The 15254-nt window shown below is 75.0% G+C and carries 16 protein-coding genes; 15 read left to right on the top strand and 1 reads right to left on the bottom strand.

All coding sequences use genetic code 11. The features are described 5' to 3' along the window. Positions 1-34: 34 nt before the first annotated feature. From ACQEV1_RS40900 to ACQEV1_RS40845, 12 genes are read left to right on the top strand one after another with little or no spacing between them, the layout of a single operon-like run. A complete protein-coding gene (locus ACQEV1_RS40900) occupies positions 35-2119 on the top strand; it encodes a magnesium chelatase subunit D family protein (protein WP_433401868.1) in 2085 nt (694 codons plus the stop codon). After that, positions 2119-2721, top strand: a complete 603-nt coding sequence (gene cobO, locus ACQEV1_RS40895) for a cob(I)yrinic acid a,c-diamide adenosyltransferase (protein WP_285631038.1) — start codon at positions 2119-2121, stop codon at positions 2719-2721. The genes ACQEV1_RS40900 and cobO overlap by 1 nt, the downstream gene beginning before the upstream one ends. Beyond that, positions 2718-4037, top strand: coding sequence for a cobyrinate a,c-diamide synthase (locus tag ACQEV1_RS40890; protein ID WP_433406065.1), 1320 nt, complete (start codon positions 2718-2720; stop codon positions 4035-4037). The genes cobO and ACQEV1_RS40890 overlap by 4 nt, the downstream gene beginning before the upstream one ends. Beyond that, positions 4034-4573 (top strand): GNAT family N-acetyltransferase, encoded by a 540-nt coding sequence (locus tag ACQEV1_RS40885; RefSeq protein ID WP_285574229.1) that lies wholly within the window; start codon positions 4034-4036, stop codon positions 4571-4573. The genes ACQEV1_RS40890 and ACQEV1_RS40885 overlap by 4 nt, the downstream gene beginning before the upstream one ends. Continuing rightward, entirely contained in the window at positions 4570-5106 is a 537-nt protein-coding gene (locus ACQEV1_RS40880) for a GNAT family N-acetyltransferase (RefSeq protein ID WP_285631042.1), read from the top strand. Before ACQEV1_RS40885 ends, ACQEV1_RS40880 begins: the two co-directional genes overlap by 4 nt. Next, positions 5106-5645 (top strand): GNAT family N-acetyltransferase, encoded by a 540-nt coding sequence (locus ACQEV1_RS40875; protein WP_433401865.1) that lies wholly within the window; start codon positions 5106-5108, stop codon positions 5643-5645. The genes ACQEV1_RS40880 and ACQEV1_RS40875 overlap by 1 nt, the downstream gene beginning before the upstream one ends. Beyond that, entirely contained in the window at positions 5642-6376 is a 735-nt protein-coding gene (gene cobI / locus ACQEV1_RS40870; protein WP_285631046.1) for a precorrin-2 C(20)-methyltransferase, read from the top strand. Before ACQEV1_RS40875 ends, cobI begins: the two co-directional genes overlap by 4 nt. Continuing rightward, the gene (cobM, locus tag ACQEV1_RS40865) at positions 6373-7170 is read left to right on the top strand and encodes a precorrin-4 C(11)-methyltransferase (protein ID WP_285574235.1); all 798 of its coding nucleotides are present in this window, start codon (positions 6373-6375) and stop codon (positions 7168-7170) included. Before cobI ends, cobM begins: the two co-directional genes overlap by 4 nt. Further along, positions 7160-8308 carry a cobalt-precorrin-5B (C(1))-methyltransferase gene (locus ACQEV1_RS40860; protein ID WP_285574236.1) on the top strand — a complete coding sequence of 383 codons (1149 nt, stop codon included), beginning with the start codon at positions 7160-7162 and terminating at the stop codon, positions 8306-8308. Before cobM ends, ACQEV1_RS40860 begins: the two co-directional genes overlap by 11 nt. Then, positions 8305-9465, top strand: coding sequence for a precorrin-6y C5,15-methyltransferase (decarboxylating) subunit CbiE (cbiE, locus tag ACQEV1_RS40855; protein ID WP_433401862.1), 1161 nt, complete (start codon positions 8305-8307; stop codon positions 9463-9465). The genes ACQEV1_RS40860 and cbiE overlap by 4 nt, the downstream gene beginning before the upstream one ends. Next, positions 9462-11183, top strand: a complete 1722-nt coding sequence (cobJ, locus tag ACQEV1_RS40850; RefSeq protein ID WP_433401860.1) for a precorrin-3B C(17)-methyltransferase — start codon at positions 9462-9464, stop codon at positions 11181-11183. The genes cbiE and cobJ overlap by 4 nt, the downstream gene beginning before the upstream one ends. Beyond that, positions 11174-11368 (top strand): ATP-binding protein, encoded by a 195-nt coding sequence (locus ACQEV1_RS40845; protein ID WP_285631052.1) that lies wholly within the window; start codon positions 11174-11176, stop codon positions 11366-11368. The genes cobJ and ACQEV1_RS40845 overlap by 10 nt, the downstream gene beginning before the upstream one ends. 43 nt (positions 11369-11411) lie before the next feature. Here the strand turns inward: ACQEV1_RS40845 and ACQEV1_RS40840 are convergent, their stop codons facing one another. Then, on the bottom strand, positions 11412-12638 hold the full coding sequence (locus ACQEV1_RS40840; protein WP_433401858.1) for an RNA-guided endonuclease InsQ/TnpB family protein: 1227 nt from the start codon (positions 12636-12638) through the stop codon (positions 11412-11414). Positions 12639-12730: 92 nt separating this feature from the next. Between ACQEV1_RS40840 and ACQEV1_RS40835 the strand changes: the two genes are divergently transcribed. The 3 genes from ACQEV1_RS40835 to cobC all read left to right on the top strand — a co-directional run bounded on the left by ACQEV1_RS40835 (position 12731) and on the right by cobC (position 15232). Then, a complete protein-coding gene (locus ACQEV1_RS40835) occupies positions 12731-13309 on the top strand; it encodes a precorrin-8X methylmutase (protein WP_433401856.1) in 579 nt (192 codons plus the stop codon). Positions 13310-13374: 65 nt separating this feature from the next. Next, positions 13375-14226 carry a sirohydrochlorin chelatase gene (locus ACQEV1_RS40830; protein ID WP_433401854.1) on the top strand — a complete coding sequence of 284 codons (852 nt, stop codon included), beginning with the start codon at positions 13375-13377 and terminating at the stop codon, positions 14224-14226. Further along, the gene (gene cobC, locus ACQEV1_RS40825) at positions 14216-15232 is read left to right on the top strand and encodes an Rv2231c family pyridoxal phosphate-dependent protein CobC (protein WP_433401852.1); all 1017 of its coding nucleotides are present in this window, start codon (positions 14216-14218) and stop codon (positions 15230-15232) included. The genes ACQEV1_RS40830 and cobC overlap by 11 nt, the downstream gene beginning before the upstream one ends. Positions 15233-15254: the final 22 nt, after the last annotated feature.

Raw genomic sequence — 15254 nt, 5'->3', positions numbered from 1 at the left:
ACGGGCGCGCAACCCGAGGAAGGACGAACACCGGGTGAACACCTACCCGTTCTCCGCCGTGGCGGGGCTGGAGGACCTCAAGCTCGCCCTGCTGATCAACGCGGTGTCGCCGTCGGTCGGCGGCGTCCTCGTACGCGGCGAGAAGGGCACCGCGAAGTCGACCATCGTCCGCGCGCTGGCCGGGCTGCTGCCGGCCGTCTCCACCGTGGCCGGCTGCCGGTTCTCCTGCGACCCGGACGCGCCCGACCCCGAGTGTCCCGACGGCCCGCACGACGAGGCGGAGCGGCAGGAGCGGCCCGCCCGGCTCGTCGAGCTGCCGGTCGGCGCGTCGGAGGACCGGCTCGTCGGCTCCCTCGACATCGAGCGCGCGCTCACCGAGGGCGTGCGCGCGTACCAGCCCGGCCTGCTGGCCGCCGCGCACCGGGGCGTGCTCTACGTCGACGAGGTGAACCTCCTCCACGACCACCTGGTGGACCTTCTCCTGGACGCCGCGGCGATGGGACAGTCCTACGTCGAGCGCGAGGGCGTCTCGGTGCGGCACGCCTCCCGGTTCCTGCTCGTCGGCACCATGAACCCCGAGGAGGGTGAGCTGCGCCCGCAGCTCCTCGACCGGTTCGGGCTGACCGCCGAGGTCGCCGCCACCCGCGACCCCGACGAGCGCGCCGAGGTCGTACGCCGCCGGCTGGCCTACGAGGCCGACCCGGGCGGGTTCGCGGCCGACTGGTCGCGCGCCGACGCCGAGCTGGCCTGGCACATCCGTGCCGCCCGTGACCGCCTGCCCGGGGTCGTGCTGTCCGACGGCGCGCTGCGGCAGATCACCGCGGTCTGCGCGGAGTTCGAGGTCGACGGCCTGCGGGCCGACCTGGTGATGGCCCGCGCCGCGATCGCGCTGGCCGCCTGGCACGACCGCGGCGCCGTCACGCCCGCCGACGTACGCCTCGCCGCGCGCCTCGCACTGCCGCACCGGCGGCGCCGTGACCCGTTCGACGCGCCCGGCCTGGACGAGGACCGGCTCGACGACGTGCTGGACCGCACCGGCGACTACGACACCGAGGAGGACCCGCGGCCCGGCTCCACCCGGCCGAAGCCGCCCTCGCCGCCTGTTCCCGAGCCACGGCCACCGGTCGAGGAGGACGACTCAGAGGCCGGCGCCGAGGTCACCACCGAGGACCCCGAGCCCGAGCCCGATCCGGACACCGATCCCGACGGTCCGGGCTCCGGCACGCCCGTGCCCGACGCGGTGGACCTGCCCGCCGAGGGCGCGCTGGTCGACATCGGCCAGGCGCTGTCGGGCAACGCGGGGCCGCGCCCCGACCGGCCGACGACGTCCCCGGCCGACGCCGCCTACCGCCCACGCCTGTTCGTCGTGCCGGGCATCGGCGAGGGCGCGCCCGGCCGCCGCTCCCGCGCGCGCACCCCGTACGGCCGCACGACCGGCGCCCGGCCGGGCTTTCGCACCGTGCACCTCGCCGGCACCCTCTTCGCCGCCGCGCCCCACCAGCGGTCGCGCGGACGCAGCGGACCCGGCCTGGTGATCCGCGCCGATGACATCCGTGAGCCGGTCCGCGAGGGACGCGAGGGCAACCTCGTGCTGTTCGTCGTGGACGCCAGCGGCTCGATGGCCGCCCGGCAGCGCATGCGCGCGGTCAAGGGCGCCGTGCTCAGCCTGCTCCTCGACGCCTACCAGCGACGCGACAAGGTCGGCCTGGTCACCTTCCGCGGCGGTTCGGCCGAGACGGCGCTGCCGCCGACCTCCTCGGTCGAGGCCGGCGCACGCCGCCTGGAGGACCTGCCGACGGGCGGCCGCACGCCGCTCGCCGCGGGCCTGTTGCGGGCCGCGGGCGTCCTGCGCGCCGAGCACCTGCGCGACCCGGCGCGGCGCCCGCTCGTCGTCGTCGTCACCGACGGCCGCGCGACGCACGGCTCGGTCGACGACGCGCTGCGCGCCGCCGCCCTGCTGCGGGAGGCCACCTCGGTGGTGGTCGACTGCGAGAGCGGCCCGGTGCGCCTCGGCCTCGCGGCACGGCTCGCCGAACGCCTCGGCGCCGAGATCGTCCGCCTGGAGGACCTGCCCGCCGACGGCCTGGCCGGCGTCGTACGCGATCGGAGGGTCGCCTGATGCCGCGCGGCAAACCCGAGAACGTCCCGGACGACGGGCTGACCACGCGGCAGCGGCGGAACCGCCCGCTCGTGATCGTCCACACCGGCCAGGGCAAGGGCAAGTCGACCGCCGCGTTCGGGCTGGCGCTGCGCGGCTGGAACCAGGGCTGGCCGATCGGGGTGTTCCAGTTCGTCAAGTCCGCCAAGTGGCGCATCGGTGAGGAGCGCGCGCTGCGCGTGCTCGGCGCGTCCGGCGAGGGCGGGACGGTCGTCTGGCACAAGATGGGCGAGGGCTGGTCGTGGATCCAGCGGCCCGGCACGGAGGAGGACCACGCCGCGGACGCCCGCGAGGGCTGGGAGCAGATCAAACGCGACCTCGCCGCCGAGACGTACACGCTTTACGTCCTGGACGAGTTCACCTACCCGATGAAGTGGGGCTGGGTGGACGTGGACGACGTCGTCGCCACCCTGGCGGCGCGACCGGGCCACCAGCACGTCATCGTCACCGGCCGCGACGCCGACCCCCGGCTCCTGGAGATCGCCGACCTGGTCACCGACATGGGCAAGGTCAAGCACCCCATGGACGCCGGCCAGAAGGGGCAGAAGGGCATCGAGTGGTGATCCCGCGGCTCGTGGTCGCCGCCCCCGCGTCCGGGAGCGGCAAGACGACGGTCGCCACCGGACTGATCGCCGCGCTGGCCGCACAGGGCCTCGACGTCTCGCCGCACAAGGTCGGCCCGGACTACATCGACCCCGGGTACCACGCGCTCGCCGCCGGGCGACCGGGCCGCAACCTCGACCCGTGGCTCACCGCCGAGGAGCTCGTCGCGCCGCTGTTCCTGCACGGCGCGCGGGACGCGGACATCGCCGTCGTCGAGGGCGTGATGGGCCTGTACGACGGCGCGGCCGGCGCGGGGGAGTTCGCCTCGACCGCGCACGTGGCCAAGCTGCTCGGCGCGCCGGTGGTGCTGGTGGTGGACGCCGCGTCCGCCGGCCGGTCCGTCGCGGCCCTCGTGCACGGCTTCGTGACCTACGACTCCGGTGTCCGGGTCGGCGGCGTGATCCTCAACCGGGTCGGCTCGGACCGGCACGAGGAGATCTGCCGCGCGGCGGTGGAGGAGACCGGGCTGCCCGTCCTGGGCGTGCTGCGCCGCCGCGACGACGCGGCCACGCCGTCACGTCACCTCGGCCTGGTCCCGGCCGCCGAACGCCGTCCCGAGGCCCTCGCGACCGTCGAACGCCTGGGCGCGCTCGTCACGGAGAGCTGCGACCTGCGCGGCCTGGTCGCGCTCGCGCACACCGCGGCGCCGCTGGCCGCCGAGCCCTGGGACCCGGCCGTCGCCGCGCCGGCCGGGCGCGCGCGGATCGCGGTCGCGGGCGGCGCGGCGTTCACGTTCGGCTACGCCGAGAACGAGGAACTGCTCGCCGCCGCGGGGGCCGAGGTCGTGCGGTTCGACCCGCTGCGCGACACCGCCCTGCCGCCGGAGACCGGCGGGGTGGTGATCGGCGGGGGATTCCCCGAGACGTACGCCGCGGAGCTGTCGGCCAACGAGCCGTTGCGTCGCGCGGTCGCGGCGTTCCGTGGCCCGATCTACGCCGAGTGCGCCGGTCTGCTCTATCTCGCCCGGCGGCTCGACGACCTGCCGATGTGCGGGGTGTTCGACGCGGAGGCGCGGATGACCGGGCGGCTGACGCTCGGCTACCGGGAGGCGGTCGCGGTGCGCGACTCGCCGGTGGCTCGGGCCGGTGAGCGGGTGCGCGGGCACGAGTTCCACCGCACCGTCTGCTCGCGGGGCGCGGACGCTCCACCCGCCTGGCAGTGGTCCGCCGAGGGACCGGATGGCTTCAGCTCGGCGAATCGCCTTGCCTCCTACCTTCATCTCCACTGGGCTGGGATGCCTCAGATGGCAACGCGTTTCGTGGGGGCGGCCGCATGACTTTCGACGAGGGTGTTCTGCTGGAGACCGAACGGCTGCTGCTGCGGCCCTTCGACAAAGACGATGCGGAGGACCTCCTGGCCGCCAGCCGCGACCCGGAGATCCGGCGCTGGATGCCGTGGGCGTCGGCGCAGACGACGCAGACCGCCGTCGACTGGTGCACGACGCACGCCCACACCGACCCGGCGCGGGCGATGAACTTCGCCATCGTCGCCGGCGAGCGGTTCGCCGGCTCGATCGGCATCGGCCGTACCGACTGGACCGACGGGCGCGCGGAGGTCGGCTACTGGATCGCGCCCTGGGCGCGCCGCAACCGGTACGCGGTGGAGGCGACGCGCGGCGTGGCCGCGTACGCCTTCGAGAAGGGCATGCACCGGATCGAGCTGCTCGCCGCCGTCGGCAACGTCGCCTCCCAGGGCGTCGCGGAGAAGGCCGGCTTCACCCGCGAGTCGGTGCTGCGCGAGGCGATGCTCATCGGATCCGGCCGCCGGTCCGACGCGGTCCTGTTCAGCCTCCTCGCCAGCGAGCTGTCATGACCTTCTTTGAACCCACCACGTTGCGGACCGAGCGCCTGGTCCTGCGGCCGCCCGAGGAGGGCGACGCGCCCGACTGCTTCGCCGCGGTCGACCAGGTCGTGCGGCGGTGGATGCCGTGGGCGCGCGGGTACACGCTGGAGAGCGCGCGCCGGTGGTGCGCCAAGGAGGCGTTCCGCGACCCGCGGCGGGAGGCGTCCTTCGCGATCGTGCCGGAGCGCACCGGCCGGTTCGGCGGCGTGATCGGGTTCAGCCGGGCCGACTGGGAGACGGGCGTGGCCGAGACCGGCTACTGGATCGGGCCCGCCGACCGGCGGCACGGCTACGTCACCGAGGCCGTGCGCGCGGTGGCGCGGTACGCCTTCGGCCTCGGCCTGTACCGGCTGGAGCTGCTCGCCGCCCCGGGCAACGTCGCCTCGCAGCGTGTCGCCGAGCGGGCCGGGTTCACCCGCGAGGGCGTGCTCCGCAAGGCGCGTCCCGCGCCGGACGGCCGCTCCGACATGGTGCTGTTCAGCCTGCTGGAGGGGGAGCTGTGATGGCCGGCTTCGCGCCCACGACGCTCCGCACCGGCCGCCTCACCCTGCGGCCGATCGAGGCGGGCGACGTCGACGCCTATCTCACCGCCGTGGACGACGAGGTCCGCCGCTGGATGCCCTGGTCAGAGGATTTCACGCGGGAGAAGGCCGTGCGCTGGTGCACCGAGGAGGCGGCCGGCGACCTGTCGCGGGCGCTCAACTTCGCGATCGTCCCGGGGGACGCCGGCCGGCTTGAGGGCGGGGTCGGCATCGGCCGGGCCGACTGGGAGACGGGCGTGGCCGAGACCGGCTACTGGCTGGGTCCGGCCGCGCGCGGGCGGGGCTACGCCACCGAGGCGGTGCGCGCGGTGGCACGCCACGCCTTCGGGCTGGGGCTGACACGCGTCGAGTTGCTCGCCGCCGTCGGGAACGTCGCGTCGCAGCGCGTCGCCGAGCGGGCCGGGTTCACCCGGGAGGACGTGCTCCGCGAGGCTCGGCCCCTGCCGGGCGGAAAACCGGCCGACATGGTGCGGTTCCGGCTGCTGAAGGACGAGCTGTGAGGCTCGTCGGCGTCGGGGTCGGGCCCGGCGATCCCGAGCTGGTCACCGTTCGCGGCGTACGGGTCCTGCGCGAGGCGGACCTCGTGCTGGTCCCGGTCATGGCGCCCGGCGAGCAGGGCCGCGCCGAGGCCGTCGTGCGGGCGCACGTCGCGGAGGCCGAACGCGTCGTCTTCGCGCTGAACGACCGGGGCGGGGTGACCGAGCGCCGCGCGAACGCCTGGGACGCCGCCGCGCGCCGCGTCGTCGAGGCCTTCGAGCAGGGCGCACGTACGGTCGCGTTCGCCACCATCGGCGACCCGAACGTCTACTCCACCTTCACCTACCTCGCCCAGGCCGTACGCGAGCGCGCGCCGGGCGTCGAGGTGGAGACCGTCCCGGGCGTCACCGCGATGCAGGATCTGGCGGCGCGCTCGGGCACGGTCCTCGCCGAGGGCACCGAGTCGCTCACCCTCCTGCCGCTCACCGGCGGCGCCGGCGGGCTGCGGACGGCGCTGGCCACCGGAGACACCGTCGTGGCGTACAAGTTCGGCCAGGTCGCGGACGAGGTGCTCGCCGCGGTCGCCGACGCCGGACGGCTCGGCGACGCGGTGTACGGCGCGCGGCTCGGCCTGCCCGACGAGGACGTCCGCCCGGCGAGCGAGATCACCGGCCCGGTGCCGTACCTGTCCACCCTGATCGTGCCCGGACGCCGTACGTCCCTGGGCGGGAAACTGAAGGCGAGGGACTCATGACCGACGGAAGGGTCGTGTTCGTCGGTGCCGGACCGGGCGCGGCGGACCTGCTGACCTTCCGCGCCGCACGGGCGATCGCCGAGGCGGACGTGGTGATCTGGGCGGCGAGCCTGGTCCACGAGGACGTTCTGGCACACGCCCGCGCGGACGCGGAGATCGTCGACTCGGCGGCGCTGCCGATGGAGGGCGTGCTGCCCTACTACGAGCGCGCCGCTGCCGAGGGGCTCACCGTCGCGCGGATCCACTCCGGCGACCCGGCGCTGTGGGGCGCGCTGCAGGAGCAGCTCGACCGATGCGCGGAGCTCGGCCTGGCCACGGAGATCGTCCCCGGCGTGTCGAGCTTCTCCGCGGTGGCCGCGGCGGTCGGCCGGGAGCTGACCATCCCCGAGGTGGCCCAGTCGGTCGTGCTGACCCGTCTCGGCGGTGGCAAGACGCCGATGCCGCCGGGGGAGGAGGTGCGGGAGTTCGCCCGGCACGGCACGACGATGGCGCTGTTCCTGTCGGCGGCCCGGTCGCGGCAGCTCCAGGAGGAGCTGCTGGCGGGCGGCTACCCGCCCGACACTCCGTGCGTGGTCGCCTACCAGTGCACCTGGCCGGACGAGCTGATCGTGCGCTGCCGTCTGGACGAGCTCGCCGAGACCACCCGCGAGCACCGGCTGTGGAAGCACACGCTCGTGCTCGTCGGCCCGGCGCTGGAGGCGGGCGGCACCCGCTCGCACCTGTACCACCCGGGTCACTTCCACGGTCACCGGCGTGCCGACCCCGCGGCGCGGAAGGTGCTCCGTGGCGGCTGAGCGGACCCCGTACGAACCGGACCTGCCCCGGACCATGAAGGTCCGGCAGCAGGCCCTGCGCACCGGCTGGACGACCGGCACGTGCGCGTCGGCGGCGGCCAAGGCGGCGGCCGAGGCGCTCGTGTCGCGGCGGGCGCAGGACGTGGTCGAGGTGGCGCTGCCGTCGGGCCGGCGGGTGACGTTCGCCGTCGACTCGTGCCTGATCCACGCCGACCGGGCCGAGGCAGTGGTGATCAAGGACGCGGGCGACGATCCTGACGTGACGCACGGTGCCCGGCTGACCGCGACCGCCCGCTGGCGGGACGAGCCGGGCATCGAGCTGGACGGCGGCATCGGGGTCGGCGTCGTCACCAAGCCCGGCCTCGGCCTGGAGCTCGGTGGCCCGGCGATCAACCCGGTGCCGCGCAAGATGATCGAACAGGCGGTGGGGGAGTCTGTGGACCTTAAGACGCGAGGGGTACGCGTCGTCATCTCGGTGCCCGACGGCGAGAAGATGGCGCGCAAGACGACGAACAAACGGCTCGGCATCCTCGGCGGGATATCGATTCTCGGCACGACCGGGATCGTGCGCCCGTTCTCGACGGCGTCGTGGCGGGCGAGCGTGGAGCAGGCGGTCGCGGTGATGGGCGCGCAGGGGGAGCGCACGCTCGTCCTGTGCACGGGGGGCCGCACCGAGAAGGGCGCGATGCGGCTGCTGCCGCAGCTGCCCGACGTGTGCTTCGTGGAGGTCGGCGACTTCACCGGGGCGGCGCTCCGCAGGGCCGTGGAGCACGGCGTCACCCAGGTGGTGTTCGTCGGGATGGCCGGCAAGCTGACCAAGCTCGCCTCGGGCGTGCTGATGACGCACTACACGCGCTCGAAGGTCGACACCGACCTGCTCGCCGAGATCACCCGCGTCATGGGCGGCTCGGAGGAGCTCGCCGCGCGGGTCGCGGAGGCGAACACGGCGCGGCACGCGTACGAGCTGTGGGAGGGCGAGGGGCTGCTGGGCCGGGCCGGGCGCGAGCTGTGCCGCCGGGTCGCCGAGGTCCTGGAGCAGTTCACCACGGAGGCCGGCCGGACGATCGCCGCCCAGGTGGTCCTCGTCGACTTCACCGGCCAGCGCATGATCGCGATGTACGGGCGGCTCAGCAGATGATCACGGTCGTGGGCTGCGACGGCTCCCCGCTGCCGCGGCGGGCGATGGACCGGCTGTCCTCCGCCTCCGTGGTGGCCGGGGGACGGCGGCACCTGGAGGCGGTACGCCCGCCGGCGCACGTCCGCCAGGTGGTCATGGGCGACGTCGCCGCGGCCCTCGACCAGGTCGGCGCGGCGGGTGACGCCGTCGTGCTGGCCAGCGGAGATCCCGGCTTCTTCGGCATCGTGCGGGCCCTGCGCGAGCGCGGTCACACGCCGGAGGTGCTGCCCGCGGTGTCCTCGGTGGCGGGCGCGTTCGCGCGGATCGGCCTGCCGTGGGACGACGCGGTGGTGGTGAGCGCGCACGGCCGCGACCCCCGTACGGCGGTGAACGCGTGCCGGGCGATGCCCAAGACGGCCGTGTTCACCGCGCCCGGGTACGGCCCGGCGGAGCTGGGCGCCGGGCTCGCCGGCTGGGACGTCACGCTGTACGTCGCCGAGCGGCTGGGCGCCGGCGACGAGCGGATCACCCGCTGCGCGCCGGCCGAGGCCGCGGCGCGCGCATGGGCCGAGCCGAACGTCGTGCTGGTCGTGCGCGAGTCCGAGTCGGCCGCGCGGACGCACAACCAGCCCGCCGCGCCGCCGGGCGACTGGATCGGCGACGGCTACCGGCACCGCGCCGGGATGATCACCAAGTGGGAGGTGCGCGCGGTCGCCGTGGCCCGGCTCCGGCCGACCCTCGGCATGCTCGTCTGGGACGTCGGCGCGGGCAGCGGCTCGGTCGGCGTCGAGTGCGCCGCGCACCACGCCGCCGTCATCGCGGTCGAGCGCGACCCGTCCGCCTGCGAGCTGATCCGGCAGAACGCCGGACCGGCCGTACGGCTCGTGCCGGGGAGCGCGCCGGAGGCCTTCGAGGGGCTGCCCGACCCGGACGCGGTGTTCGTCGGCGGCGGGGGACTGGCCGCGCTCGGCGGCGTGCTCGCCCGGCGCCCGCGGACCGTCGTCGCCACGTACGCCGCGGTCGACCGCGCCGTGCGGGCCCGCCGCGCGCTCACCGACGCCGGGTACGCCGTCGAGGGCGTGCAGCTCGCCGCCTCGCGCTTCGCCGACCTGCCGGGCGGTTCGTTCCGCCTCGACGCGCAGAACCCGGTGTTCCTGCTGGCGGGGAGGCTCTCATGATCGGAGTGGTCGCCGCCACGGCGGGCGGGCGTACGGCCGCGGCGACGCTTCAGGCGGCCTGGCCGGACGAGGTGCGGCTGCTGACCGACCAGAAGGCCGCCGACGCGCTGCGCGAGGCGTGGCGCACCTGCGACGCCGTGGTGAGCTTCCTGGCCGTCGGCGCGACCGTGCGCGTGCTGGCGCCGCTGCTCGGCCACAAGACGACCGACCCGGCCGTCGTCTGCGTGGACGAGTCGATGACGTTCGCGGTCGCCGTGCTCGGCGGCCACCACGGCGCGAACCTTCTCGCCCACCGGCTGACCGGCGTGCTCGGCTGCACGCCGGTCGTGACGACCGCGAGCGAGGCGAGCAACGTCACCCCGCTCGACTCCTACGGCGCCGACCTGGGCTTCACCGTGCACGACCCCGGGCTGCTCGCGCACGTCGGAGCCGCCGTGCTGTCGGGGGAGCCGGTGCGCCTGGAGGGCGCCGACGGCTGGCCGCTGCCGCCCCTTCCGCCGAACGTCTCGCCCGACGCGCCGCCCGGCGGCCACCGCATACTCGTCACCGACCAGGCCGCGTACGACTGCATGTGCCACGAGGGCCGGTTCGACGGCGCCCTCGTCTACCGCCCGAAGTCCCTCGTCGTGGGCGTCGGCTCGGCGCGCGGGGTGCCCGCGGCCGAGGTGACCGCGCTCGTGGACTCGGTGCTGGCCGAGGGCGAACTGGCGCCCGAGTCGGTGCGGTACCTCGCGACCGCCGACCTGAAGGCCGACGAGGAGGGCATCCTCCAGGCGGCGCGCGAACGCGGCTGGGAGGTCGTCACGCACCCGGCCGACGCGCTGGCCTCCGTGGCGGTCCCGAACCCCTCCGACGTCGTACGCGCCGAGGTCGGCACGCCCAGCGTCGCCGAGGCAGCCGCGCTGCTCACCGCCGGGCCGGGCGCCCGGCTCGTCGTGGAGAAGCGCAAGTCCGCGCACGCCACCGCCGCCGTCGCCCGGCTGAGGCCGCGCGGGCGGCTCGCGATCGTCGGGCTCGGCCCCGGCGCCCGTGACCTGCTCACGCCACGGGCGGTCGCCGTGCTCCAGCGTGCCTCCGTCATCGTCGGCCTGGACCAGTACGTCGAGCAGGTGCGCGACCTCATCCGCCCCGGCGCGCGGGTGCTCGCCTCGGGCCTCGGCCAGGAGGAGGAACGGGCCCGTACCGCCGTCTCGGAGGCGGCGGCGGGCCACGCCGTGGCGCTCATCGGCTCCGGCGACGCGGGCATCTACGCGATGGCCAGCCCGGCGCTGGAGTTCGCCGGGGACGACATCGACGTCGAGGGCGTGCCGGGCGTCACCGCCGCCGTGGCCGCCGCGAACCTCCTTGGCGCGCCGCTCGGTCACGACCACGCGTACATCTCCCTGTCGGACCTGCACACGCCGTGGGAGGTGATCGAGCGCCGCGTCACCGCCGCCGCGGAGGGCGACTTCACGGTCTGCTTCTACAACCCGCGCAGCCGGGCGCGCGACTGGCAGCTGCCCAAGGCGCTGAGCGTCCTCGCCGCCCACCGGCCGCCCTCGACACCGGTCGGATACGTGCGCAACGCCGGCCGCCCCGACGAGTCGGTCACGCTGACCACCCTGGCGGACGTCGACCCCGCGCGGGTCGACATGTTCACCGTCGTGGTCGTCGGTTCCAGCCGCAGCCGTACGGTGGCCGGGCGCTTCGTCACCCCGCGGGGGTACCGATGGGCGTGACCGTGCGCGTCACCTCGCGTTGCACCGGCTGCGGCGCGTGCCTGCTGACCTGCCCCGAACGCGCCATCCGGCCCCGCGCGGGCTGGGCCGGCGACCGCATGAGCCCCCTCCACGTCCTTTCCCGCTGCACCGGCTGCGGTGACTGCGTCGAGGTCTGCCCCGCCGACGCCATCGAGGAGTCTTGACGTCCTCCCCCGCCTGAAGGCGGGGGATTCCAACCCGATCCCCCTACGCAGAAGAGAGAACAGGTTGAGGTTCGCGGTTCATGGCCCCGCCCAGTGGCTGGAGGGCTCCCCGCACGGGGGGTCGGTCGGGGTCGGTTGGTCGGGGCAGGCACGTCACGGCACGCCCTGCCGCGATATTTTTCGCCGCGTTCACGTCCGCGTGATCGACATGCCCGCAGACGCGACAGCGAAAGACCGCTTGGCTCTCACGGTTGTCCGCTGCGCAATGCCCACAGGTATGACAGGTCTGGGACGTGTACGCGGGATCGATCTTCTCCACCCGGCCCGGAGCCTTCTGCTCCAGGCGGGCCGCCAGCCGACCCCACCCGGCTGCGTGGATGGCCCGGTTGAGTCCGGCTTTGGCCCGCGCGTTCTTCCCCGGCGCGGCGGGGGTGCCGCGCGCGGAACGGACCATATTTTTGATCTTCAGGTCTTCGACACGGATGAGGTCGAAGCGGCGGGCCAGATCGGTGGAGGTCTTCTCGACCCAGTCCCTGCGCCGGTCAGCTTCACGCGCCTTCAACCGGGCGATCGCGGTCTTGACCCGCTTGCGCCGGTTCGACCCCCGCTTGGCCCGCGCCAGCCGGCGCTGCAATCGCAACGAACGCCTGGCCTCGGTATTGCGCAGGCCAGGCGCGGGCAACAGCTCACCGGTGGACAGCGCTGCCGAGACGGTCACGCCACGGTCGGCACCGACGACCTCACCCGTACCGGGACCGTCGATCGGTGTGGGGATCATCGCGAAGCAGACGTGCCAGCGTCCCGCCCGATCCCGCTTTACCCGAAACGACTTGGCCTCGGCGGGAACATCGCGGGACCAGCGGAATCGCACCCAGCCCACCTTCGGGACCCTCACCTGACCCACCTTGCGGGACAGGCGACGCACGTCCCAGTGGTTGCCGCGTTGCCCGACGATCCGGAAACCTTCGTGCATGCCCGCTTTACGCCAGGTGGGTCGTCGATGTGTCCCGGCGAAGAAATTCGTCATGGCCTGGGCGAAGTCACGCAACGCCTGCTGCTGCACCGTCTGGGAGCCCGCCGCCAGCCAGGCGAACGCTTTCCTCGCCTCGGTCAACTGGCGGGACTGCGCCATATGGCCCGGCGCGCTCACCCGGCCCGGCCGCCAATGCTGATGCTGCTCGACGGCGAGGTTCCACACATATCGGGCGTGCGCGCAGTGCTCCAGCAACGCCGCCTCTTGGGCGGGCGTGGGCTGGAGCCGAAATCGCATGCCAGGACGCTAACCACCACCACCGACATTCTGAGGAGGGGGCGGCGTTTCCTCCCCGGCCCGAAGGCCAGGGTCTCCACGCCGCGCAAGCGATGAGAACCGTCCACCCCATCGAGGCGCGGTCCCTGGAGATCCTGCGCTCGCGCGTCGACCTCGGCGCGCTGCCACCCCTCACCCGGGCCGTCACCGAACGCGTCATCCACGCCAGCGCCGACCTGGAGTACGCCACCGACCTGGTCACCGACGAGGAGCACCTCCGCCAGGGCCTGCGCGCGCTGCGCGACGGCGCGCCGATCGTGACCGACGTCGCCATGGTCGCCGCCGGGATCACCGCGCGGCCGGCCATCTGCTCGATCTCCGACCCGGCCGCCGCCGGCGTCGAGGGGCTCACCCGTTCGGCCGCGGCGATCCGGCTGTCCTACGCCGAGGCCGGACCGGGCGCGGTCTGGGTCGTCGGCAACGCGCCGACCGCCCTGGAGGAGATCATCGAGCACGGCGTCGCGCCGGCCCTCGTGATCGGCCTGCCGGTCGGGTTCGTCGGCGCGGTCGAGTCCAAGGCCGCGCTGCGCGACAGCGGCCTGCCCGCCGTCAGCAACGTCTCGGAGAAGGGCGGGTCGGCCGTCGCCGCCGCCGCGCTCAACGCCCTGCTGTACTTCGAGGGGGACGCGTGACCGAGCGAAGCGAGGGAACCGGAAAGCGCGCCTCCGTGGTCACCTTCCCCGACGAAGGAGGGCTCGTGACTCCCTTGCTGGTGGTCGGCCACGGTACGCGCGACGACGCGGGCGTGGCCGAGTTCGGCCGCTTCGTCGAACGCCTGCGCGGGCGGCTGCCCGTGGACGTCGCCGGAGGGTTCATCGAACTCTCGCCGCCCCCGCTGACCGACGCGGTCGCCTCGCTGTACGCGGCCGGGCACCGGCACGTCGCGGCGGTTCCCCTCGTCCTCGTGGCGGCCGGGCACGCCAAGGGCGACATGCCCGCCGCGCTGGCCCGCGAGCGCGCCCGTCAGCCGGGCCTGACGTACGCCTACGGCCGTCCGCTGGGCCCGCACCCGACGCTGCTGCGGCTGCTGGAGGAGCGCCTGGACGCCGTGCTTGACCCGGCCGAGCGCGCCGACACCGCGGTACTCCTCGTCGGCCGCGGCTCCACCGACCCGGACGCCAACGCGGAGGTCTGCAAGGCGGCCCGGCTGCTGTGGGAGGGCCGCGGCCTGGCCATGGTGGAGACCGCGTTCGTCTCCCTGGCCCGCCCCAGCGTGCCGGAGGGCCTCGAACGCTGCCGCCGGCTCGGCGCCCGTCGCGTGGTCGTCCTGCCGTACTTCCTGTTCCCGGGCGTGCTGCCGGACCGGGTGGCGGAGGAGGCGCGGGCGTTCACGGGCGCCGAGGTGCGCTGCGCGGAGGTGATCGGCGACTGCGAGGGGCTGGCCGACCTCGTGCTCGAACGCTACGACGAGGCGCTGCACGGCGACATCCGCATGAACTGCGACACGTGCGTGTACCGGCTGCCGATGCCGGGCTTCGAACACCGCGTCGGCGCGCCGCAGCGCCCGCACCACCACCCCGACGACCCGTCCCACGTCCATGCACACTGACGTCGACCTGCGGCACCACGGCGACGCCGAGGTCGGCCCCGGGCTGGTCGACCTCGCGGTGAACGTGCGGCACGGCACGCCGCCGGAGTGGCTCGCCGGCCTGCTGCGCGACAGCGTCGCGGGCCTCGCCGCCTACCCCGATCCCGCCCGCGCGCGGCGCGCGGTCGCGCGCCGCCACGGACGGGACGAGGACGAGGTCCTGCTCACCGCCGGCGCCGCCGAGGCGTTCGTGCTGCTCGCCCGCGTGCTGCGGCCCCGGCACGCCGTGGTCGTGCACCCGCAGTTCACCGAGCCGGAGAGCGCCCTGCGCGCCGTCGGCCACGACGTGGCACGCGTCGTCCTCACCGGCGGCTTCCGGCTCGGCCCGGTCCCCGGCGACGCCGACCTGGTGATGGTCGGCAACCCCACGAACCCCACGTCGGTGCTGCACCCGGCGGAGGAGCTCGCCGCGCTCGCCCGCCCCGGCCGGACGCTCGTCGTGGACGAGGCGTTCATGGACTGCGTCCCCGGCGAGACCGAGAGCCTCGCGGGCCGCCGCCTGCCCGGCCTGGTCGTCGTGCGGAGCCTGACCAAGACCTGGGGCCTGGCCGGGCTCCGCGCCGGGTACGTGCTCGCCGAACCCGAGCTCGTCGCGCGCCTGGCCGCGGCGCAGCCTCTCTGGTCGGTGTCCACGCCCGCGCTGGTGGCCGCCGAGGCCTGCGTGAGCCCGCGGGCGGTGGCCGAGGCCGACGCCTGGGCCCGCGAGCTCACCGTGGACCGCGAACGGTTCGCCCGGGCCCTGACCGGCCTCGGCCTGCACGTCGTCCCCGGCGCCCGCGCGTCCTTCCTGTGCGTCCGGGCGCCCGGCGGCTCGGGGGTGCGCGCGGCGCTGCGCGAGCGCGGTTACGCCGTGCGGCGCGGCGACACGTTCCCCGGCCTGGGCCCCGACTGGTTCCGCGTCGCCGTGCGCGACGAGTCGACGGTCACGGCCTTCGTGGCCGAACTGGCCGACGTCCTCCGGCTCTGACTCGACCCTCACCCCTCAGTCA

This window comes from Actinoallomurus sp. CA-142502, assembly GCF_050936355.1.
In the GTDB taxonomy this organism is placed as follows: domain Bacteria; phylum Actinomycetota; class Actinomycetes; order Streptosporangiales; family Streptosporangiaceae; genus Actinoallomurus; species Actinoallomurus iriomotensis.
This window is presented reverse-complemented; position numbering and strand designations above follow the sequence as displayed.

Bases quoted from the DNA above. Each gene is read 5' to 3' on its own strand.
- cobO (WP_285631038.1), top strand. From the start codon at position 2,119: ATGCCGCGCGGCAAACCCGAGAACGTCCCGGACGACGGGCTGACCACG.
- ACQEV1_RS40885 (WP_285574229.1), top strand. From the start codon at position 4,034: ATGACTTTCGACGAGGGTGTTCTGCTGGAGACCGAACGGCTGCTGCTG.
- ACQEV1_RS40880 (WP_285631042.1), top strand. From the start codon at position 4,570: ATGACCTTCTTTGAACCCACCACGTTGCGGACCGAGCGCCTGGTCCTG.
- ACQEV1_RS40875 (WP_433401865.1), top strand. From the start codon at position 5,106: ATGGCCGGCTTCGCGCCCACGACGCTCCGCACCGGCCGCCTCACCCTG.
- cobM (WP_285574235.1), top strand. From the start codon at position 6,373: ATGACCGACGGAAGGGTCGTGTTCGTCGGTGCCGGACCGGGCGCGGCG.
- cbiE (WP_433401862.1), top strand. From the start codon at position 8,305: ATGATCACGGTCGTGGGCTGCGACGGCTCCCCGCTGCCGCGGCGGGCG.
- cobJ (WP_433401860.1), top strand. From the start codon at position 9,462: ATGATCGGAGTGGTCGCCGCCACGGCGGGCGGGCGTACGGCCGCGGCG.
- ACQEV1_RS40845 (WP_285631052.1), top strand. From the start codon at position 11,174: ATGGGCGTGACCGTGCGCGTCACCTCGCGTTGCACCGGCTGCGGCGCG.
- ACQEV1_RS40840 (WP_433401858.1), bottom strand. From the start codon at position 12,638: ATGCGATTTCGGCTCCAGCCCACGCCCGCCCAAGAGGCGGCGTTGCTG.
- ACQEV1_RS40835 (WP_433401856.1), top strand. From the start codon at position 12,731: ATGAGAACCGTCCACCCCATCGAGGCGCGGTCCCTGGAGATCCTGCGC.
- cobC (WP_433401852.1), top strand. From the start codon at position 14,216: ATGCACACTGACGTCGACCTGCGGCACCACGGCGACGCCGAGGTCGGC.